This window comes from Brevibacillus brevis, from assembly GCF_022026395.1.
In the GTDB taxonomy this organism is placed as follows: domain Bacteria; phylum Bacillota; class Bacilli; order Brevibacillales; family Brevibacillaceae; genus Brevibacillus.
Genome location: NZ_CP041767.1, coordinates 360001 through 380184 on the forward strand (window position 1 = coordinate 360001; position 20184 = coordinate 380184).

Here is a 20184-nt window from a genome sequence, read left to right on the forward strand (position 1 = left end):
TGGGTGGTTTTTGGCGAGAAGGGCACTAATCCCGATCCAAGTCTCGTGGGAAAAACAGCAGCAGTTTATTGCTGATGCTTCCCATGAGCTGAGGACGCCGCTCACGGCCATCATGGTCAATCTGGAGAGGCTTTTCAGACACCCGGATCATACAATTGAGCAGGAAAGCGAAAAAATCATGATTGGGATGCAGGAGGCCAAGCGCTTGAGCAGGCTCGTGTCGGATTTGCTCACACTGGCTCGCAGTGATTCGAACGAGTTGCAGATCATGAATCAGACGTTGCGCTTAGACGAAGTAGCGATCAAATGCACCCAGGTTTTTGCGCAACTTGCCATCGCACGGGAAATTCGTCTCGAAACAGACATCCAGCAACCCATTGAGATGGTGGGGGACCAAGAACGTCTGCATCAGCTCATGGTCATCTTGCTGGATAATGCCTTGAAGTACACCAACGAAGATGGCCAGATTTATGTTTCTTGCAAAAAGGAAGGCGGCCGCGTTTCGATTCTCGTAAAAGACAGTGGGGTCGGGATTTCCAAAGAGGATATTCCGTATTTGTTCGATCGCTTCTTTCGAGTGGATAAAATGCGCTCTCGAGCGACAGAAGGAACCGGCTTGGGACTTTCCATTGCCAAATGGATCGTGGATGCGCACCACGGAAAAATTCAGGTCAGCAGTGAGGTAGGTATCGGAACGAGTTTTTTGGTTACACTTCCAATAAAGCCGTAACAAGATGGAAAGGACCGTTTTCCTAAGCGTAGGGAATCGGTTCTTTTTTCAAATAGTGGAGCAATTCCATTTAACATACTTTTATGTTTCAAATATCTCTAAATTAAGGTAAACTATAAGCAGAGAGGAGTGGTTGTACGAATGAACATGACGATCACTAAAGCAGCGGTAGCATGGTTTCGCGAAGAATGGGGATGCAAAGAAGGAGACAGCATTCGTTTTTTTGTCCGATACGGAGGCGTTAGTACGGTTCAGGATTCATTCTCGATGGGGATTGCCAAAGAGTTGCCGAATGAAATCGGCATTTCGACAGTAGAGGATGGCATCACTTTTTATATGGAAAAAGATGAGCTGTGGTATATGAATGGAAGAGGATTGATTGTTGATTATCGGCCGGAGACTGACGAAGTAGATTTTAAGCTGGATTGAGCAAAGAAAATGGTAGAACATATCCCGTAGGCCAGATGGGGCCATAATAAGGGTGCTGCTTCGAGAATTTAGAATGGCTCACAAAAAGGGGCTGTCTCATAAGTCGATTTTTCGGCTTAGAGACGCCCCTTTTGCATTTCACAAACGTTGATATATCCATGTTCCTGATGTTTAAATTTCAGCGGATTTGCCCTTTTGGGACAGCCCCCTCTTATTTGGCTGGCCAACCATTGTTCACTCCGCCAAAGGTATCGTTGTCCTCTTGGATGACTGCGGCTTGTGGTGTGAAAGGACCATCGTTGTTGACAACAATCGACGAAAATCACTTCCTAAGACCTAAGGAAAAATCAGGGAAAATAGCACTAAAACATGTAGATATATTTATATTTTGGAAATATATTCAATATAGTAATATTATCTTCCAAAGTATCTAGTGAATTCTGGCTGGATATCTACTTTGCCTCATCTGGTTTATGAGAGGATGGCTTGATCACATGAAAAAACGAAGAACATGGCTTTATTTATTTGTACCGATTGGTTTCCTGGGAGTCATTTTTCTGTATGCGGCTTTGATGTACCAGCCCCTTCTTTTTGTTTTCGGCGATCAATTTTTCCGCAGAGACGATTGGGAAAGAATAAAGCCCAAGTATTTCCAAGGGGTAGCGTACTCAGCGGACGAGGAGGTAAGGCTGCTGGAACAACTGAGCTTGGAAGAATTGATCCTTGATATTGGAAAACAGATGGGGGTGAAGACGGATGAGCGTCTGATTGAAGAACATTTAAAACAATTGGGCAGCACGAAAGCGGAGCGTGAAGAAACGTTGCGCCAGATGAACATGACGGAAGAGGACAGCATTCAAAACATAAGACGGGCGATGATTGGTTTTGAAGTGAAAAAGATCGTGACTCGGGATGTTGTGGTGACACAAGAAGAAGTAGAGAGATTTTACCGGGAACAAATCGAGTCTTTTCGCATTCCCGAACTGCGCACCATTTATTATGTACGGGCTAAAAATGGCGACAAGCTCTTGTTGGACAAGCTGAAAGCCGCATCAACGGAACGTTTTCAGTCCCTGCTGAAGCAATATGGCGAAGATCCCGAGGGGCGTGCCGGATTGCATGAACTGGTCGCTCAGTCCCAAATGTCCGAGAATTATAACGAGATGATTGCGAAGGCCGTGTTTCACTCTCCCGTAATGCGGATTGTTGGCCCTTTTGAGAGCCAGCAGTGGACCTATTGGTTTTTCCCTGCTGAAGTCATGCCACCAAGAACACAAACCCTCCCGGAAGTAAGCCAAAAGATACAGCAAATCATTTATCAAGAGAAAGAATCCGTGGTATACCGCAAGTGGCTCGAGTCACAGAAGAAATCTAACAATTACCTGTTTTTGCCTGAGAATTTGCAAAGGAATAAATTTTTGGCGTTTTGGAGTGACTTACGCCTTCTTTTCAATTCGTAAGTCGTTTCGAATAAATAAAAATGATAAAGGAGAAATCACCATGAAAGTAGGAAAAATGTTGTTGACTGCACTCATTTGCTGTAGCTTGACGGGGATGGCCGCTCCCGCATTTGCGGAGAATGAAATTGCCGACGAGCCTATGTGGGATAGCGCACCCGCACCCAAAAATTACAGCCCGGAAAAGAAGAAAGCAGCCGAAGAGATGGTTATTAATCAAAAATCGTTCACTCTTGCAGCGAATCCAATCATCGTGATCGACCCTGGACACGGTGGAGATGATCCAGGAGCATTGGGCAACGGTTTGAAAGAAAAAGACCTGACTTTGGACATAGGCCTTCGATCCAAAAATTACATCGTTGCCAACTATCCGGCTACGGTTTACATGACGCGAAGCTCTGATACAACGGTAGCTCTGTCTACCCGAGCCTCTTATGCCAATTCCAAAAATGCCAATTTTTTTGTCTCCATGCATATCAATGCCGCATCCCTTTCCTCGGCCAATGGAGTAGAAACTTACAATTACCCCGGATCAACAACCAGCTTGCGATTGGCAACGGAAACGTACAACCAATTAAGAAATTCGTTTGCAAATGACAGGGGAGTCAAAGCAGCAGAGTTTTACGTATTAAAATACACAAACATGCCGGCATCTTTAGGAGAGACCGGATTTATTACGAATGCGAGTGACGCATCCCAACTTGCGCAAAGTTCCTTCCGTCAAACGCTTGCCACCCAATACGCTACCGGGATGCACCGTTACTGGTGGGGATTCTAAACAAATGATTACAGCCAACCATGCCTTGAAACGGGATCCAGCCGTTTAAGGCACAAACCATTCGATTACGAAGAGGGGCTGTCTCATAAGTCGATTTTTCGGCTTAGAGACGCCCCTTTTGCATTTCTCTCATCTGGAACAGCAATTTGGATCGGCCGCATTCGATAAAAAGAAGTTCTGGGATATTTTTCAATTTATACTTAACAAACAAAAATGTTTGTTATATTATGAATACATACCAAATCGAAAAAGGAGGAAGTTACATGCGTTTACTTGATTCTTACTTGGAGCTTGGCATTACAGGAATGACACGTGCAGCTGTAGCAGGATGGTTCGACGGTCATTATGGGGCAGCTTTATTGGCAGGGTACTTCATGGATCGTGAGCACGATCTCCCTGAACATGTAAAAGAGGGCATTGAGCGGACATGTCAATCCTTCCGCAAGCAAAAGCCTGAATGGTTTGTTCCACTAGATCAAGACGAGCAAGCTGACCCCTCCTTGTTACAGCATGTTATCAATGGCCTCCAGCAAAATGTGAAGCAGCTTCGGACCTCAGGCCATGGACTAGCACTAGGTGTGTTGGCATTAAAAGCACTGCGCGAACGCCCTGATATGATCACTCCGACTGTGGTGGATGGCCTGGTCAGAATTCTCCAAGCGACGACAGAAGACAGGAAAGACCGTTATTGGGGCATCGAGAATTACCATGGCATGACGATTGATGATGTCAAAGACGACGAAGTTGCGCCTTACCATACAACGGCAGAGATGGCAGAGCGGGCGTTTGACGAGCTACGTTTGGTTATACCGCCGCGTGATATTAACGGAGTACGCTATCATTTGGCGAGCGAGGTCGTCCATAACATCACACAGGCTCATGCGTTAACAGATCTGGAGCGATTCGGTTATGAGGATATAGTGAAGCCTGGTATCGTAAACCACCGTCTTCAAATCTATTTGAATCGCCATGTTCCTGAGTTTACTTTGGAAGATGAGGTGAAGGAGCCAGCGTTCGAGGAAATTTTCTCACCGTTGTACTGGGAAAGAACATACAGCGATCCGCATGCATTGAAGCTTCCATATGCTGCACTGGATCTGCTAAAGCGGTTTCCACCAGAGAAGAGAGCTCATGCAGAGCGAAATTTGTGCAAGCTTTTGACGATTACGGATTAATAAAATCGCACAAATAAAAAGAACAGGGAGGCCAATGGGCACTCTCTGTTCTTTTTCACTTCGAATGAGTGTCGTCTACCAGGTAGGAATGACAGTCGTAGTAGATTCTCGATTTGCATAGTAGCTCTTATGCTCGATCAGGGCATTGCGAATGGCAGACTCATTGATGTCAAAACCGATCCCTGGGGTTGTCGGTACAGCCAGCATACCAGGTGCTGCAAAATCGATGACAGGTGTCACGATATCTTCCGCAAAGTAGCGATGGGAAGGGGATGTATCGCCGGCAATCGTGAAGTTGCTAAGCGAGGCCATCGCGATGTTGTGCGCGCGTCCAATTCCTGCCTCCAGCATTCCTCCGCACCATACAGGTACGCCGCGTGTCGCACACAGGTCATGAATCTTCTTGGCGTCGGTCAGACCACCTACGCGACCGATCTTGATGTTGATAATCCGGCAACTGCCGAGCTCGAGTGCTTTGCGGGCATCTTCCACCGTATGGATACTTTCGTCGAGGCAGATCGGTGTTTTCAGCTCTCTTTGCAAGGTGGCATGGTCGATGATGTCATCATGAGCCAACGGCTGTTCAATCATGATCAAACCAAAGCCATCTAAAGCCTTCAGCATCTCCATGTCTGCCAGCGTATACGCAGAGTTTGCGTCCGCCATCAGTGGAACGTCTGGTCCAAATGTGTTGCGGATCGCACGCATTGGCTCGACATCAAAGCCCGGCTTGATTTTCACTTTGATCTTTTTGTAACCGTCACGGATGAAGCCCTCTACCCGTTGCAGCAGTTTTTCGATGGTCGGTTCAATTCCGATACTCACACCGACGTCAATCGTCGTGCGAGTTCCGCCCAATGCTTGGGAGAGGGAGAGGCCGTTCATTTTGGCGTACAAGTCCCAGACGGCACCTTCCAAAGCGGATTTGGCCATGTGGTTGCGGCGCATCCAGGAGAAGAGGCGGGATACGTCATCAGGATGCTCGATCTCCCGTGAAAACAGCTGCGGGATCAAATACTTTTCGAGCATGTACCAGACCGTATCGACATCTTCCTCGTTATAGACGGGGACGTCCATCGCGACGCTTTCGCCGAAGCCGACATGAGCACCGCTGTATGCACGCACGAGAATGCATTCCTTGTGGGTTTCAACTCCCATGCTCGTTTCAAAAGGGGAATTCAACGGAATTTTGATTCGTTGCAGGTCCACGCGTTCGATTTTCATGTTCATCTCTCCTCAACCGTTCATATGGATTGTCGCTCAAACGTTTTCAGTACCGTTCTTGCCAAAATCTCGATGCCGTCTAGCAGTGCTTCTTTTTCAAAAGTCATCTGCGGATGATGAAGTCCTGGTGTCAGGCCACAGCCTAAACCAAGCATGGTCGCGCGAAGCTGTGGACGTTCTTTTGTGTAATAGTGGAAGTCTTCCGCGCCTGGTGTCTGGATCGGCGGTTCGAGCTTCTCTGTCCCCAAGGTTTGGGTAATGGCATCGGCCATGATCAGTCTCGCTTCTTCGTTCACTTCCGCCGCATAGACGCGTTCGGTGATCTCGTAAGACAGCTCAACTTCATAGAGACGGGAAACGTGCTGCAAAATGTGCTCGACACGGGCAAAGAGGGCGTGAATGACTTCATTCGTCTGTGCACGCAGGTCCAAGTGGAACTGTGCCGAGCCCGGAATGATATTGCTGCTTTTGCTACCGGCAGAAAGCTGCGTCATTTTGACAGAATAAGGGACGAGCGGGTCGAGATGAATGCCTTTTAACTGCTCGACAATCGCAGCGGCTACCTCGATAGCGTTGACTCCGAGGTGAGGTCGTGCACCATGAGCATCGGCACCCTTGATTTGCCCGAATACTGTACCCGCCGCCCCGTGCAGGATAGCAGAAGCAGCTGTGCCGCACGGGATTTCCTGGATGGGACGAAGGTGGACGCCGTACAGAAAATCAATATCGTCCACTACTTTCTTGTTCACCATCGCGAGTGCGCCATTTCCGCTTTCTTCTGCTGGTTGGAAAATGAGCTTCAGGCGCCCAGGGAGCTGGACGTCCATTGCTTGCAGCACCATCAGGACGCCTAATGCCATGGTCATATGCGCATCGTGTCCGCAGGAATGGTTCGCAGTAAAGACGCCGTTTACTTCTTGCCAGAGTGCGTCCATGTCTGCCCGTACGCCTACAGTGAATTTTCCTGGCGTCAGATCGCCCCATTCGCCAACAACACCCGTCACGTCGTCAAAGGTAGTGACGCGGCAATTGTGTTTTTTCAAGAAGTCAGCGATAAACGAGGTGGTTTGGATTTCCTCCCAGCTGATCTCTGGATGCTGGTGTAAATGCTCGTATAGAGAAAAAATGGCGGGCTGCAATTGTTTGATCGTTGTGCGCATGGTTCCTCCATCGGTTTGTTCGTGAGTAGTCGGTAAGTGAAGCGAAGGCTACGCCAATCCAATTGACGCAGCCATTTTTGTGAAAAGCTTATTTGTTACGAAACGCCGATTGTCACTGCTACAATGAGCGCGATCGAAGCGATAATGGCCCAACCAGCTAGCAGCTTCCAAATGAATTTGACCCATTTCTCATACGGAATGCCTGCAACAGCCAGATAACCCATCAACGCAGAAGAAGTCGGGATAATGGAGTTGGTTACCGCATCGCCGTATTGGAAGGCAAGAACCGCTATCTGACGTTGGATGCCGAGCAGATCCGCAATCGGCACCATGATCGGCATGGTTGTCGCTGCCTGTCCACTACCGGAAGAGATAAAGAGATTGAGAAAGGCTTGAATCACAAACATGGCCAGGACGTTAACGGCATCTGGCAAATGACCAATCGCTGAAGTCAGACTGTTAATCATCGTATCGATAATTTTTCCGTCTTCCAGGACGACCGTGATCGCGCGGGCAAAACCTACGATCAGCGCGCCAAACGTAACGGCTCTCGCACCAGCAACGAAGGAATCAAACAGCGTATTGACCGACAAACCTCCGACGAGACCAGCAACCAGGCCCATGATCAGGAAGGAAGCGGTAAGCTCTGTCAGGAACCATTCGTACTTGAATACACCGTATACGTTGAAGGCGAGGCCACAGACCATTACCAGGAACACGAGCTTGTGACGCGCATTCAAATCGGGGATGTCTACTGCTGCCTGTTCTTGACTAGCGTGATTCTCTACGCCATATAGCACGCTCTTGGTCGGGTCAGCTTTGACACGATACGCATAACGCATGACGTACCAGATGGCAAAAGCGAGCACGAAGACATACACAACAGCGCGGAAGGTAAGACCAGAGAAGAGCGGCAATTGCGCGAGCGACTGCGCCACCCCAACCGTAAATGGATTGATCATCCCGCCCATGAAGCCGGCTGCAGCTCCCATGGTGATCATGGCTGTCCCTGTTACGGCATCAAAGCCCATCGCACGAGCCAGCGCGATACCGATTGGAACGAAGATGATGCTTTCTTCTGCCATTCCCATCGTGAAGCCACCGATGGAGAAGAGGAACATGGAAGCAGGAATGAGCAGCTTTTCCCGACCCTCCAAGTGTCGGACACCTTTATTGATCCCGGCCTCAATCGCTCCGGTCTGGCGGATGATTCCGAATACACCGCTTACAATAAAGATGTAGAAAATGATTTGCGCTCCTTTTTGCATCCCTTCTGGAATCGCTTTGAACATGTCAAAGAACGAGACCGGATCACTTTCTACAGGATGGTAGCTGCCGTTGACGACGATGGTTTTGCCTGAGGCAGCGTCCTTGACGCGATCGAACTCACCAGCCGGGAGCACGTAGGAAGCCAGGGCTGCCAAAATGATGATGATAAAGAGGATGGCATAGGTATGCGGCACAGAAAAACGTTTCTTTGCAGGTTTCAATGGATGTGTAGACATGAGGTCACCTCGCTTTTTTTTGCTTATGACAAGCAAGGGTCGTGCCAAGTGTCGAAATTTCCCGAATATAAGCGTTTTTAGTGGATTTTCATAGGCAAGGTAAGGGCAGAAAACGAGCTTTAGGAATGTTTATTAGGTTTTATGCAGCCTAATACATCCTATTATTCATTGGGCGGAAGTTAAATCCGCCCGTGTTTTCGCAACAATTCAATACCCGCGGGGGTGATGGAGGTTCCTTGTCGGGTTGTGCCTGAACGCACCAAACCTTGCTGCTCTAGCAGTTTTAGCTTGTGTCGTAGTGCGCTCTCCGTCCAGCCTACGGATTGTAGCTCAGGGGAGTGCGCCAATTGATAACGACCGACTGGTTTGTTGGATACGTAATAATGATGCAAGCAATACAAAATATCCAGGTCGCGGTTGTCGTCCAATTTAGGGATAGAAGCTGTTTGCTGCTTTTGAAACAGGCTATCCGTCAATCGTTTGGGGAGGTCCTGAATGCCGATGACAGGATGCTCGCTGACTGTAATGGCATAGTCGACGACATTTTTCAGTTCGCGAATGTTCCCCCGCCAATCATGGCGATTGAATAGCTCCATCACTTCTGGCGACCATGTTTTGCGAATGCCTTGCTGCTCCAGATGCTCATCGATGAGAAGGGGAATATCGCTGATTCGCTCACGCAAAGCGGGAATTTGGATCGGCAGGACAGCTAGACGATAGAACAGGTCCTCACGAAAGCTTCCTTGGGAAACAGCGTCTTCCAAATTGCGATTGGTAGCTGCGATGATGCGGCAATCCACAGAGAGAATGCCTGTACCGCCCACGCGGATGACCTGCTTTTCTTGCAGCACGCGAAGTAGCTTGACCTGAATGGCTCCAGAGATGTCCCCGACCTCATCGAGAAAAATCGTCCCGCCGTCTGCTTGTTCAAACAGGCCGGGCTTTCCGCCTTTTCGTGCTCCTGTAAAGGCACCGTCTTCGTAGCCGAACAGCTCGCTCTCCAGCAGGTTTTCCGGCAAGGAGGCACAGTTGATTGCGACAAAGGGGCCGTTTTTGCGTAGCGAGTGCTGATGAATGGCATGGGCGAACAGCTCTTTTCCCGTTCCGTTTTCACCTGTCAGCAGGATCGTTTGATTGTTTTTTGCCATTTTTTTGCCGAGCTCGATGGCTTGGAGCAGTGGTTGGCTTTGTCCTTTGATATCGGAAAAGGAATAGGTGGCTGTATGGCCGCGCAAGGTGAGCGTGGTTCGCAACCGTTGGATTTCGGTCACGTCTTTTAGTGTACAAACGAAGCCTAAATGCTCATGCCTGCGGCGTATACTTTGACTGCTGACGATAAATTGCTTGTGATCAATGGTTACGAGAGCGTCCTCCAGATCTTCCTGCTCAAAAAAGGGCTGCAGCAAGCTGTGCTCCTTCAACACCGTGTACGGTTGTCCAACAATTGAGGATGCCTGTGGACAAAACAACTCAACGGCGACGTCGTTAATAAACGTAATCAGACCTTGTTCGTTGCAAGCGGTCACGGGGTCTTTGACTGCCTGAAAGGTAGATTGCAGCTGGCTATTGAGCTTCTGTACCTCTGCGTAGGAGGTGCCGAGCATTTTCGCGAGCTCAGACATTTCTACGATGAAGGCAGACAAGTACTCGCGCTCCCATTCACTGGGCACGCCCACTTTACGACCGGTATCAATCAGGTCATGAATACTGATTTTGCGAAAACCGAGATCAATTACCTCTACGTGAGGAGGAAGAGGTACGTCAGGAACGCTCATAATGATGGCGTATTGAAATTCGAGATCATCAAATGTGCAGCCAGGGTGAAAGGGGACGTAATTCAAATGATCGACGTTCGCCTCCAATAGGTTTTGGATGACCTCCTGTGCGGAAACTGGCGAATTGTTCATGACAGGGACGGTCGTCCCCGGAGGAATCTGCATCAGCGCTTTCATTTTGCGCAGCTCGAAAAAACGATTTAAAACCGTGATGGGTACGGAGTCAGCAACAGCTTGACGGGCAACGGTGTATAGCTCTGGGGATTTGGTTGTGATAAAGACATGATCGACTCCGCTCAAATCGGGAATGTGCTCATGGCTGGCATAGCCGATGACTTTGCAATACGGCTCGAAATAAGCCCGCAGTTCTTTTAACAAAAATTCGAGAGTGTCCGTTCCTTTTGCAATCAAGACAATGGTGTGGTCCATGCTGCACCGCCTTTGCTCAAACAATCGTGAATGTTTTGTAATCTCATGATAGCACAATGCCTGGCTGTAATCGGATGGATTCGCTTGTATAGAGAGGAAAGACAAGGATTGATTTGCGGGTGGGGAAATGTGTTTTAATAGAAATTAGAAGTAAGAACATAGGAAAGCAATAACAGGAGCAGGAGGAATCAGCATGGAGGACAGATTGGTTCCAGAGGTGCTGCAAATGATTGGGGAAGTCTTGCCGGACGGGGTATCGATTGCGATCTCGGACGGCTCACAATACTTGTACTATCAACCGAGTTCCAATATTGACTTGAAAATTACGCCAGGGGATCTCGTTCCCATTGGCTCGGCTACACATCAAGCGCTCATGGAAATGGGAAAAGTGGGGCATCAGGTGGAAAGTCGTATTTTTGGCGTGCCGTACTACGGACTCTCGCTTCCATTAGTGCGAAATGGTCAGGTCATGGGCTGTATTACCGCCATCTATCCACCTCAAAACGTTCCGCTCACAAATCCGGAGCCGCGTCTATCGTTTTTGATCGGAAAAGGGGAGGACGGCTGGCTGCCCATACCATTAACGGAGATCGTCTATATCAGCTCTCATGAAGGAAAAACGCTTCTGCATACGGCTAGCGGATCATATGCGAACAAATACAACATGGCTGAACTCGAGTACATGCTCCCGAAAGAGCGATTTGTGCGCTGTCATCGGTCGTATTTCGTCAATATGGAATCGATCGGCTTTATTCACCCGCATTTTCATTCGACGTTTTTATTGGAGATGAAGGACAAGCAAAAGACCAGAGTTCCTGTGAGTCAGTCGTATGCCAGCTCGTTTCGGCAATTGCTCGGCTTCTGAAATATCTGACAAATGAGAATGATTCGCTGCCGTTTTTTCTTGATAGCCGCGTAAAAATTCTGTTTTGTTGAAAATCGAGTGCCCGCTCAGAATCCTTGTGCTAGTGTAAAGGCAATAAAGATGGCATGGGAGGTCACAATGATGTGGGAGCGCTTACGCGATAAACGACTGGCAGATAAAATCGTGACGGCTGAGGTAGCAGCAGGATGGATTGAGGATGGCATGACGATCGGGTTAAGTGGTTTCACGCGTGCTGGTGATGCCAAAGTCGTGCCGCTCGCATTGGCTGAGTTGGCGAAAAAAGAGAACAAGCCTTTTGGCGTAAACGTATATACAGGAGCATCACTCGGCTCCGATGTAGATGCCGTTATGGCGGAAGCGGGGATCATCAACAAGCGATTGCCTTTTCAAGCAGATCCGGTTATGCGCAAAAAAATCAACGATGGTAGCATGATGTTCGTTGACCAGCATTTGTCGCATACAGCGGAAGCAATTCGTCAGGGAGCGATTGACGCAATCGATTACGCGATTGTGGAAGCGGTTGCAATTACAGAAGAGGGTATGATCATTCCGGCTACGTCCGTGGGGAACTCCAATATTTTCGTGGAAAATGCCAAGCATGTCATCATTGAGTTGAATATGGCTCAATCGGTGGAATTGGAAGGCATTCATGATATTTATACACCCGCAAAACAAGGAGAGCGTGAACCGATTCCGCTCACGTCTGTGGATCAGCGCATAGGCACAGCAGGGATCCCGGTCGATCCGAATAAAGTAAAAGGGATTGTCCTGACGAATCAGTTGGATTCTCCGTCGACAATTGTGGAGCCGGACGAAGAAACGGCGCAGATTGCGGCACATCTGATCGAGTTTTTGCGTCAGGAGGTAAAAGAGGGGCGCTTGCCGAACAATCTCGCGCCATTGCAATCAGGAATCGGATCGGTAGCGAATGCGGTTTTCAACGGATTTTTGGATTCGGAATTCACGGATCTGACAGTCTTCTCGGAAGTGTTGCAGGATGCGGTGTTTGATTTGCTTGATGCAGGTAAAATTTCGTTTGCCTCAGGCTGTTCGATCACGCTGACGGCTGACAAGATGAAGCATGTCACCGAAAATTTTGCCCAATACCGTGACAAGCTGCTGTTGCGTCCGCAAGAAATCACGAACCATCCGGAGCTGATTCGCCGCCTCGGTCTGATTGCGATCAATACAGCGATTGAAGCGGACATCTACGGCAACGTCAACTCGACCAACGTGTCGGGTACACGAATGATGAACGGCATCGGCGGCTCTGGTGATTTTGCTCGTAACGCACGTCTGGGCATCTTCGTAACCAAGTCGATTGCCAAAGGTGGAAACATTTCGAGCATCGTTCCGTTTGCCTCCCATGTGGATCATACCGAGCACGATGTCGATATTATCGTCACTGAGCAAGGCTTGGCTGACTTGAGAGGCTTGGCTCCGCGTCAAAGAGCCATCAAAATTATCGAGAATTGTGCGCATCCGATGTACCGCGATCAATTGATGGCATACTATGAGGAAGCACTCACACGTGGCGGGCACACCCCGCATGTACTGGAAAAGGCATTCTCCTGGCATGTACGTTACGCGCAGGAAGGCACGATGCTTGCGAAAAAGCCAGCGTTGGTTTAGTCGATGGAATGATGAAAAAAGTAAACCCGCTCGGGCGTTAAAGCCTTGGCGGGTTTTTCTCGTCTCCAATGCAATGTTTACGTTTTTACGCTTGCAAGCTTTCCTGCCTTTTTTCCTGAGCAAACGAAGCCCATGCAAAGCCAAAGCCGACGAGGACGAGCAGACCGCCGACCCAGCTGATGTGAGCAATACCTACATGGTCTACGATCACCCCACCGAGACCTGCACCTAGCGCCAGTCCAAGCTGAAAAACCGAGGTGTTCATGCTGAGGGCCACCTGCGAAGAGTGAGGAGACAGCGTGATCAAATAATACTGCTGGGCTGGAACGGTGGTTTGCACGGCAGCGACCCAGAACATAACGGTGATGATTGCCCCCATGAACAGTTGCGAAGACAGCGGCAGGATCAGCAGGATGACTGCGTGAAGAAGCAAGCTGACATACAGCGTAGGGCGAATCCCCCTTTTGTCGGTGGAGACGCCTCCGATCCGCGAACCAGCCACACTAGCGAGGCCTGCCAAGAAAAGCGTGGTGCTTACCCAAGCAGTCGTCATGGCGGAAGTGCTCTGTAGAAGCGGAGTAATGTAGGTATAGACGGTGGAATACCCTGTGACAAAGAACAAAGAGATAAATAGCGCATGAATCACCCGTTTGTTGCGGAGTGCGGCCAACTGTTTGCGTAGCGGGACAGCCTCTTCCCCCTGCTGCTTCGGCAAATAGGCCAAGATAGCGAAGAAGGGAACGAGCGTCAGGACGGCAATGAGCGCGAAAACAGGGCGCCATCCCCAGATGTCTCCCAGCATGGTGCCAAGTGGAACCCCAAGCACGAGCGAGAGGCTGAAGCCCATGAGGATGATCGCGATGGAGCTGCCTTTTTTCTCTGGGGAGGCCATATTGGCTGCTTGCGAGAGAGCTACCACGGTGTAGATGCCTCCACAAAGCCCCAGCAGAATGCGGGATACCATCAACAGCGAGAAGCTCGGGCTTATGGATGCGAGCAGGTTTGCGGCTATAAATGAAAACAGCGTCCAAAGGATGAGCTTTTTGCGTTCTACTCCGGCGGTGAGCGCGATCAAGACCGGAGCTCCAAAGGCAAAGGCAAGGGAAAAGGCGGTCACTAACTGACCAGCGAGAGAGAGGGAGACATGGGTGTCATCTGCGATCATGCCGATGATTCCGGTTACGATTGATTCAGCTGTGCCAATCATGAATTCTCCCAAGGCCAGTAATAGGATTAAAAATTTTTTAGACAAGGTGGTTCACTCCTCGAGCTAACAAAATTGATGTAGTGACATTTTACGAAACGATTTCTATAATTTACATACATGAACCAAGGTGTTTATGATGAATGGCTTTCTATATACAAGTTATTTGGCAGGAAACGCTTATGGATTTGAAAGGATGATCTGCGTGGACCAAATCGATTACAAAATCATGAGCTTGTTGCACGAAAATTCGCGGATACCATTCGCGGAGCTGGGGAGAATCATCGGGATGACGCAGCCTGCCGTGAAGGAGCGGGTCCGTCGTCTCGAGGAGCAGGGAATCATTACGGGCTACCACGCGTCGATCTCTCAGGAAAAACTCGGTAAGCACACGACTGCTTTTGTCATGTTCCGCACCAAGCAATGTGCGGCGTTCATCGATTTCTGCAAGCAATCGCCGGAAGTGACAGACATGTACCGGATCAGTGGGGAGTATAACTACATGCTGAAAGTGGTAACAAGGTCGACGGAGGAATTGGTTGCCTTCTCGGAACGCACTGGGGATTTCGGCTTCTCCTATACATTGATCGTGCTAACGGCGCCGTTTGAACAAAAAGTGATGCTGGAGGAAGAGAAAATCTTCTGATCGTGCTTCTGACTGAACAAAAAAAAGGGGCTCCGCCATATCAGGGCGAAGCCTCTTTCCTTTTGCGTATCGCGAAAATGCTATTTTTGCCGTACATACTGCTCGTCCCTCATAAACAGACGCCAGAAATAAATAAAACCGGGTACGAGAATCGCAAAGCCGACCAAGTAACAAATGAACAGAGCGTGGAACGTATCCGGATGTGTAAAGCTGGACTCAATCGTCACATGGGGATAGACGATGTAGGGGAGGCGTGCTGCACCGTAGGCATAGCTGGCGAGCAGATATTGCGTTGTGGCGACAATGACCGCAATCCGCGGAAGATGGATGCCGAAGTATCGACGGTCTTGAGGCAGCAAAAGAGCGATATAACTAATGAAAAAACAGACCGCCGATGCAATAAGCCACGGCAAATAATCGAGAATGCGATCATATAGCCATTTTGCCTCTATCTGCATCGTCAGCACGGTAACCAATGCCGCTAGCAGCGTAATCGGCCCCAGAAGCACCGCATCCCGGCGGTAGACGGCGAAGGCTTGCTTTTCACCTGCGACGAAGGAATAGTCCGCGAGAAGCAGCGACGAGAGGTAGAGTGTGCTGCTGACGGCAAGACCAATAAAAGAATAGACATGCGGGCTGGTCAAAAAGAGTCCCCAATCGAGAGACTCCACACCATTGACCGTTCGAGACAACCCGCCCTGTGTCACAGGAAGTACGCTAATTAACAGAGCTGGCACCAATATCCCGGTAACGCCTGAGACGATGCTGAGCATCTTGTCATACCTGTAAATCAGATGAGAAAACACCATGAACGTACTGCGAATCAACATCAATAACACCACGAGACATCCGGGAACAAGCAGCAGGCTTGCCAATGTGTAGGTCGCGCCAGGGAAAAAGGTAACGAGCGCGACTACAATTAACACGATAAAGACATTCACGACCTCCCAGGAGGGCGAGAGGTAGCGATTGGCGATTTGGGTGGCTTTGGTTTTTTCCCGATTCAAATAGATCATCGACCAAAAACCAGCACCGAAGTCGAAGGAGGCTGCGACGGAATAGATGACGACGAAAATCCAGAGCAGCGTAATGGCAATAATCGTGTCGGTCATGCCGTTCCTCCGTCCACTTTCGGCTGTTCTGGCGGATCGAGCTGTAAGGGATGGCGGCCAAAATAGCTGCGGAATACGAGCAGGGTGACGATCGCGAAAAATACGTACACCGAGAGAAAAATCCAAAATAGAGTAGAAATGCCTGCTGCTTGGGTAGCAGCGTCAACTGTTTTCATCACGCGATACACCACCCATGGCTGGCGTCCTGTGCAGGCAAAAATCCAGCCGAATTCGATGCCTAGCAAGGCGAGCGGTCCACTCGCGACAAAGATCCAGAGAACCCAACGGGGAAACTGAGATCGTTTTAGGAGCTTCTTCCAAGCGAAGCCGATGAAACCTACAAAGATCAACAAGCTACCGATGATGACCATCCCGTTAAATAACGTATGGATGTAGAGTGGAGGCCACAGCTCCTTTGGAAAGTCGTCCAGACCGACTACGACCTCGTCAAAGCGATTGGCTGCAAGGAAGCTGAGCGCCCATGGAATCTCGATGGCGTATTTGACTTCTTTTGTCTCGGGATCGGTAAAGCCGCCAATCGCGAGTGGGGCATATGCTTGTGTTTCAAACAGTCCTTCCGCAGCGGCCAGCTTTTCCGGCTGGTATTTATGCAAAAGCTGCGCGGATTCATGCCCGTTCAAGGCAGTTAATAGGGAAAAGGTGCCTCCCACGATTAAACCGGCCAAGAGTGCTTTTTGATGATACAAATAAACCCGACTGCCTTTTTCAGCGCGCAGCATTTTCCACGCTGCTACACCAGCGACGATGAATGCCCCCGTCATATAAGCAGAGACAGTTACATGACCTGCCGTCACGAAAAAGCTGGGATTAAAAAAAGCTTTCCAAGGGTCCACGTCGACGATTTGCCCATCGACCATCCGAAAGCCAGTTGGCGTGCCTTCAAAGGCGTGGACATTCGTAATCAGGATCGCGGACGCCGTCGCACCAAGCAAAACCATGAACAAGCTCAACAAACGCATGTTGCGGGATAAGCGGTGAGCCGCGTAAACGTAGATGGACATAAATAAGGCTTCCACGAAGAAAGCGAATATTTCGATCTGAAAAGGTAGCGAGATCACCTTGCCGACAATCTCCATGAATCCAGGCCATAATAGGGAAAGCTGGACTCCAGCAATCGTACCAGAGGGGATCGCGACGCCTAATAAGATCGCCTGGGCTTTTGTCCAGCGTTTGGCCATCATCTCGTAATCTCGGTCACGCGTCCGCCAAAAGAGGAGCTCCACCAGCAAGATCATGAGCGGGAGACCAACACCCATGGTCGCAAAAATAATGTGAAAGGCCATAGTCGTCCCGAATATGGCTCTGGTCATCACGATATCTTCCACGTTCAACTTCCTTTCTGATCGGCACCAAAAATTGTTAACGATTTCCTCGTTAATGTCCCATGAGGAGGCGGAGTTTATACGAAAAAGACCGTCACAAAAATGTGACGGTCGGGCTTGATGATAGGATAAGGACGTTTAGAAGAGTAGATTATTTACGATAGAGTGGATAATCAACCTCAGTTGGTACTTGAATCAACACCAGGCGGAGTGGAGCATCCGTTGATGCCGTGTAGATGGCTGTGCTGCTTTCCTCGGAGGAGAGAACGACAAAGTCACCTTTGGTTGCCGGGGTGTGGTTCTCGCTGACAGTTGCTTTCTCTGCAACGCTTCCGTTCCCTTCCACTATGACGACTGCGTGAGCATAACCAGCCGGGAGTTCTTTTTCATACGACTTTCCAGCGGGAATCGTGATATCGCTCATCAAGGAATCCGTGACCAACTGAATGGGAGCAGACGATCCGATGATGTGTTTTACTTGGACACCATCGACATCCTCAGACGGAAACTCCTCATGATCATACTGATTGTAAGTAGGCGGTTGCTTCGTTGTCTGCGCAAGATGCGGTTCAAACCAGATTTGAAACATTTCTGTATCCTTGCCGAGCTCTTCTGCATGGTACGCGCCTGAACCGGTTTGCATGATCTGCGCGCCGCCTGTCGACACCTCTTGAAGATTTCCGAGCGTGTCCCGATGTCCGACTGTCCCTGTGAGGACATACGACAAAATTTCAAAGCCGGAGTGAGGATGCAGCGGAATTTCAAATGTCTTCAGCGATTTTGCCCATGCCCAGTAAAAAAGCGGTCCTACCCGTTTGACAACGGAGCCTTCATGAGGGAAGCCAATTGGTTTATTCTCTACGATTTCACCGTCGCCAAAATGTCCTTTTGCTTGCTCGTTCTGTGTGTAGACGCGGATTTCCATCTGATGTTCCTCCCTTAGTACGATTGCTGGCTTACGGGGTGTGAGGAGTTGCCATTAAAACAAAACGTATGCGCCTGGACCGATCAACGCTACACCAATAACAACTGCGATTAATGTCAGGTTGTATTCGAATCCGTTTTGTGTGACCCAATATCCATTTTGACCGTGTACCTTCAGAATGGCAACCAGCATTGTGAAAGCAAGCAGAATAGCACTTGGCCAGATACCTACGCCTGTGGCAAACATGAGACCGCCAACGAGTTCAGACAATCCAGCGACAAAAGCCATTGCTACGCCAGGTTTCACTCCGATAGACTCCAGCCAGCCGCCTGTTCCTTTCAAACCATAACCGCCAAACCAGCCAAACAGCTTCTGTGCACCATGACCTGCAAACGTCAAACCAATGACCAAACGAATCAACAACAATCCAGTATCCAACACTTTTCATCTCTCCTTAATTACTTTTAATTAGTATATCTTTATTTTAAGATATTTGTCCAAAAAAGGCTGGCGGGCCTTAGAAGGATTCCGCCAGTTTTACTGCTTTTTCTACACCAGCTGCAACGAGCTCAGCTGCTTTGTCTTGGAATTGGTTGTGACCTTCTACGATCACTTCGGTTACATTGCTAACGCCCCAGAAGCCGAGGATCGTGCGAACGTATTTGTTTGCCATTTCCATCTGAGCCATAGGCCCTTCGGAATAAACACCACCGCGTGCGCTCAACAGAGCTACTTTTTTGTCGCCCATCAGACCAACTGGACCTTCAGCTGTGTACTTGAATGTTTTACCTGCTTGGGAGAGGTAATCCATGTACGAGTGCAGAACAGCAGGAACAGTGAAGTTCCACATTGGGAAAGCAAATACGATTTTGTCTGCTGCTGTAAACTGGTTCAGGTATTTGTTAACCAAGTCAGCGCGTTTTTGCTCATCAGCAGACAGCTCGATGCCGTTTCCTGCTTTCCACATAGCAGTCAGCATGTCGTTACCGTAATAAGGGAGGTTTTCAGCAAACAGATCCAACTCAACGATTTCGTCGTTTGGGTGTGTTTCTTGGTATGCTTTCGTGAAAGCTTCGTACAGCTTTACACTTGTAGCCTGCTCAACTGGGCGATCGTTTGCTTTAATAAAAAGTACTTTACTCATGAAAATTTCATTCCCCTTCCGTTTAGTAAGTCGCTAACTTTTAATGTGTAAATCTTGATTTTAAGATTATTACGTATCAGATCTTTTGTCAACACTTTTTTAAAACGATTGTGGTGAAGAGAGGGGCTGCTCATCTAATAAGTAGCTTGAGCAGTGCGGCCCAATTTTTTTAGCAGTTCGATTGCTTGACGTTGTTCTTCTGGTGTGAGACCTTCCATCGCTTTCTCAATAGCGAGTTGATGAGGAGGGAAGATTTCAGACAAAAATTGATGCCCTTTTTCAGTGAGTTCCGCAAAAATGACGCGGCGGTCTGCTGAACAGGGCTTGCGAATGAGCAGTTGCTTCTTTTCGAGTTTGTCCACAACGTATGTGATGTTTCCGCTGGAGATCAATATTTTTTCGCCAATTTGCTGCAATGGTTGAGGACCTTTATGAAATAATACCTCTAGTACGCCGAATTCAGTTGGATTAAGTCCATGCTCGCGAATGTGACGATTGGAGTGAGCGGTAACCCAGTTGTATGACCTTGATAAAACGACAAAAAGATCGAGGGGATCATTTCGAAGTGGTTTGTCAGACATAATGGACCCTCCTTTACATCGAAATTTCGATATCTTTAATTTAAGATAA

At 48.8% G+C, this 20184-nt stretch carries 19 protein-coding genes (1 of these 19 only partly in view); 8 read left to right on the top strand and 11 right to left on the bottom strand.

The window, feature by feature from the left end:
* The 5 genes from FO446_RS02070 to FO446_RS02090 form a co-directional block, all read left to right on the top strand.
* A protein-coding gene (locus tag FO446_RS02070) for a sensor histidine kinase (protein WP_173611804.1) crosses the window boundary here: on the top strand, positions 1–730 show its 3' portion. The gene continues 566 nt to the left of window position 1, outside the view; only the last 730 of its 1296 coding nucleotides appear in the window; the start codon falls outside the window, past its left edge; the stop codon is at positions 728–730.
* Positions 731–871: 141 nt separating this feature from the next.
* Positions 872–1159: a HesB/YadR/YfhF family protein gene (locus FO446_RS02075; RefSeq protein ID WP_087345803.1), complete on the top strand. Its 288-nt coding sequence runs from the start codon at positions 872–874 to the stop codon at positions 1157–1159.
* A gap of 494 nt (positions 1160–1653) precedes the next feature.
* On the top strand, positions 1654–2619 hold the full coding sequence (locus FO446_RS02080) for a peptidyl-prolyl cis-trans isomerase (protein WP_237899824.1): 966 nt from the start codon (positions 1654–1656) through the stop codon (positions 2617–2619).
* A gap of 40 nt (positions 2620–2659) precedes the next feature.
* Positions 2660–3394: an N-acetylmuramoyl-L-alanine amidase family protein gene (locus FO446_RS02085; RefSeq protein ID WP_173611806.1), complete on the top strand. Its 735-nt coding sequence runs from the start codon at positions 2660–2662 to the stop codon at positions 3392–3394.
* 263 nt (positions 3395–3657) lie between these two features.
* Positions 3658–4569, top strand: a complete 912-nt coding sequence (locus FO446_RS02090; protein ID WP_221866699.1) for a hypothetical protein — start codon at positions 3658–3660, stop codon at positions 4567–4569.
* 75 nt (positions 4570–4644) lie between these two features.
* On the opposite strand, the gene menC is transcribed toward FO446_RS02090, so the two are convergent.
* The 4 genes from menC to FO446_RS02110 form a co-directional block, all read right to left on the bottom strand.
* The gene (gene menC / locus FO446_RS02095) at positions 4645–5793 is read right to left on the bottom strand and encodes an o-succinylbenzoate synthase (protein WP_173611808.1); all 1149 of its coding nucleotides are present in this window, start codon (positions 5791–5793) and stop codon (positions 4645–4647) included.
* A gap of 20 nt (positions 5794–5813) precedes the next feature.
* On the bottom strand, positions 5814–6953 hold the full coding sequence (locus FO446_RS02100) for a M20 peptidase aminoacylase family protein (protein WP_232774139.1): 1140 nt from the start codon (positions 6951–6953) through the stop codon (positions 5814–5816).
* Positions 6954–7048: 95 nt separating this feature from the next.
* Positions 7049–8458, bottom strand: a complete 1410-nt coding sequence (locus FO446_RS02105; RefSeq protein ID WP_173611810.1) for a YfcC family protein — start codon at positions 8456–8458, stop codon at positions 7049–7051.
* 179 nt (positions 8459–8637) lie between these two features.
* The gene (locus FO446_RS02110) at positions 8638–10662 is read right to left on the bottom strand and encodes a sigma 54-interacting transcriptional regulator (RefSeq protein ID WP_237899826.1); all 2025 of its coding nucleotides are present in this window, start codon (positions 10660–10662) and stop codon (positions 8638–8640) included.
* Positions 10663–10855: 193 nt separating this feature from the next.
* Between FO446_RS02110 and FO446_RS02115 the strand changes: the two genes are divergently transcribed.
* Together FO446_RS02115 and FO446_RS02120 are read left to right on the top strand one after the other, a co-directional pair.
* On the top strand, positions 10856–11527 hold the full coding sequence (locus FO446_RS02115; protein ID WP_173611812.1) for a LytTR family DNA-binding domain-containing protein: 672 nt from the start codon (positions 10856–10858) through the stop codon (positions 11525–11527).
* A 141-nt stretch (positions 11528–11668) separates the two neighbouring features.
* Complete coding sequence (locus FO446_RS02120; protein WP_237901037.1) at positions 11669–13180, top strand: succinyl-CoA:acetate CoA-transferase ScpC; 1512 nt, start codon at positions 11669–11671, stop codon at positions 13178–13180.
* 85 nt (positions 13181–13265) lie between these two features.
* Here FO446_RS02120 and FO446_RS02125 read toward each other — a convergent pair whose 3' ends face one another.
* Positions 13266–14432 carry an MFS transporter gene (locus tag FO446_RS02125; protein ID WP_237899827.1) on the bottom strand — a complete coding sequence of 389 codons (1167 nt, stop codon included), beginning with the start codon at positions 14430–14432 and terminating at the stop codon, positions 13266–13268.
* A 157-nt stretch (positions 14433–14589) separates the two neighbouring features.
* Between FO446_RS02125 and FO446_RS02130 the strand changes: the two genes are divergently transcribed.
* On the top strand, positions 14590–15030 hold the full coding sequence (locus FO446_RS02130) for an Lrp/AsnC family transcriptional regulator (protein WP_237899828.1): 441 nt from the start codon (positions 14590–14592) through the stop codon (positions 15028–15030).
* Positions 15031–15110: 80 nt separating this feature from the next.
* Here the strand turns inward: FO446_RS02130 and FO446_RS02135 are convergent, their stop codons facing one another.
* The 6 genes from FO446_RS02135 to FO446_RS02160 form a co-directional block, all read right to left on the bottom strand.
* A complete protein-coding gene (locus FO446_RS02135; RefSeq protein WP_221866693.1) occupies positions 15111–16142 on the bottom strand; it encodes a cytochrome d ubiquinol oxidase subunit II in 1032 nt (343 codons plus the stop codon).
* Positions 16139–17473, bottom strand: a complete 1335-nt coding sequence (locus FO446_RS02140; protein ID WP_255688881.1) for a cytochrome ubiquinol oxidase subunit I — start codon at positions 17471–17473, stop codon at positions 16139–16141. Before FO446_RS02140 ends, FO446_RS02135 begins: the two co-directional genes overlap by 4 nt.
* A gap of 163 nt (positions 17474–17636) precedes the next feature.
* Positions 17637–18410 (bottom strand): pirin family protein, encoded by a 774-nt coding sequence (locus FO446_RS02145; RefSeq protein WP_237899829.1) that lies wholly within the window; start codon positions 18408–18410, stop codon positions 17637–17639.
* Positions 18411–18464: 54 nt separating this feature from the next.
* A complete protein-coding gene (locus tag FO446_RS02150) occupies positions 18465–18851 on the bottom strand; it encodes a DoxX family protein (protein ID WP_221866690.1) in 387 nt (128 codons plus the stop codon).
* Positions 18852–18927: 76 nt separating this feature from the next.
* On the bottom strand, positions 18928–19554 hold the full coding sequence (locus tag FO446_RS02155) for an FMN-dependent NADH-azoreductase (RefSeq protein ID WP_237899830.1): 627 nt from the start codon (positions 19552–19554) through the stop codon (positions 18928–18930).
* A 134-nt stretch (positions 19555–19688) separates the two neighbouring features.
* Entirely contained in the window at positions 19689–20135 is a 447-nt protein-coding gene (locus FO446_RS02160) for a MarR family winged helix-turn-helix transcriptional regulator (RefSeq protein ID WP_012684120.1), read from the bottom strand.
* Between the last annotated feature and the right edge of the window lie 49 nt (positions 20136–20184).

Coding starts and splice junctions, on each gene's coding strand:
- FO446_RS02075 (WP_087345803.1), top strand. CDS start 872: ATGAACATGACGATCACTAAAGCAGCGGTAGCATGGTTTCGCGAAGAA.
- FO446_RS02080 (WP_237899824.1), top strand. CDS start 1,654: ATGAAAAAACGAAGAACATGGCTTTATTTATTTGTACCGATTGGTTTC.
- FO446_RS02085 (WP_173611806.1), top strand. CDS start 2,660: ATGAAAGTAGGAAAAATGTTGTTGACTGCACTCATTTGCTGTAGCTTG.
- FO446_RS02090 (WP_221866699.1), top strand. CDS start 3,658: ATGCGTTTACTTGATTCTTACTTGGAGCTTGGCATTACAGGAATGACA.
- menC (WP_173611808.1), bottom strand. CDS start 5,793: ATGAAAATCGAACGCGTGGACCTGCAACGAATCAAAATTCCGTTGAAT.
- FO446_RS02100 (WP_232774139.1), bottom strand. CDS start 6,953: ATGCGCACAACGATCAAACAATTGCAGCCCGCCATTTTTTCTCTATAC.
- FO446_RS02105 (WP_173611810.1), bottom strand. CDS start 8,458: ATGTCTACACATCCATTGAAACCTGCAAAGAAACGTTTTTCTGTGCCG.
- FO446_RS02110 (WP_237899826.1), bottom strand. CDS start 10,662: ATGGACCACACCATTGTCTTGATTGCAAAAGGAACGGACACTCTCGAA.
- FO446_RS02115 (WP_173611812.1), top strand. CDS start 10,856: ATGGAGGACAGATTGGTTCCAGAGGTGCTGCAAATGATTGGGGAAGTC.
- FO446_RS02120 (WP_237901037.1), top strand. CDS start 11,669: ATGTGGGAGCGCTTACGCGATAAACGACTGGCAGATAAAATCGTGACG.
- FO446_RS02135 (WP_221866693.1), bottom strand. CDS start 16,142: ATGACCGACACGATTATTGCCATTACGCTGCTCTGGATTTTCGTCGTC.
- FO446_RS02140 (WP_255688881.1), bottom strand. CDS start 17,473: ATGACCAGAGCCATATTCGGGACGACTATGGCCTTTCACATTATTTTT.
- FO446_RS02145 (WP_237899829.1), bottom strand. CDS start 18,410: ATGGAAATCCGCGTCTACACACAGAACGAGCAAGCAAAAGGACATTTT.
- FO446_RS02155 (WP_237899830.1), bottom strand. CDS start 19,554: ATGAGTAAAGTACTTTTTATTAAAGCAAACGATCGCCCAGTTGAGCAG.
- FO446_RS02160 (WP_012684120.1), bottom strand. CDS start 20,135: ATGTCTGACAAACCACTTCGAAATGATCCCCTCGATCTTTTTGTCGTT.